Annotated in this window: 1 pseudogene; it reads left to right on the top strand. The window is 34.8% G+C overall.

The features are described 5' to 3' along the window. Positions 1-384: 384 nt before the first annotated feature. A pseudogene (locus L4C33_RS22640) lies at positions 385-564 on the top strand (IS5/IS1182 family transposase); the annotation flags it as partial. Positions 565-711: the final 147 nt, after the last annotated feature.

Below are 711 nucleotides of genomic sequence, written 5' to 3'. Positions count from 1 at the left end.
ATCTTTATCTTCACGCTACTTTCACTAAAGATAATTTAATAGTAAAACCTGTGGATAGCGTCTACGGGGATTATCAATATATCCCAGATGCGCAGGTTGATATATCAATTTAATTAATGAAGAATCAATTAAATTGATATTTTACCAGGGGGTATTCACTTACTTGATGGTGGGGTCATAGAGATGATTAGCTACAATCACTCACTAACCGTAGTTCYTTGACCTTTTAGGTTAATCAGTTGATAGGCACAAAGCATACAAATTAAGCACGGTAGACCACGTTGATTCAGCGATTTAACGATCACACTGAAACTCGTGTTTTCTATGTCACTGAGAGCGCGTCAAGGATTCATCGACTCGATATTTTAGGGGCAGAGGGTCTGAAGAAAATTGCGTCTTTCTGTCAATATGAACACTCATAAAATCATTGCTGCCGAGCTAAGCTTATCAACGATTACAGATGGAGAAGTGCTCTCGAATTTATGATAAAAATACGCCGAAACATTTTTGAGGTACCTAATGATAGCGATTGTTAACGTGAGAGCTTGTTGCGATACCATTAAGCAAGATTAGCTGTAACGTATTGATTTATTTTATTTTCAAGTTTTTATAAGAAGAATATCTAGTAAATCTGAGTTGAAATATGGTCTGAAATGCTAATTAACTAAGTAAACTAAATCAATATCTTAGATTTAGTTTACTACTGTATAT

The sequence above is a fragment of the Vibrio makurazakiensis genome (assembly GCF_050337375.1).
GTDB lineage: Bacteria > Pseudomonadota > Gammaproteobacteria > Enterobacterales > Vibrionaceae > Vibrio > Vibrio makurazakiensis.
This window is presented reverse-complemented; position numbering and strand designations above follow the sequence as displayed.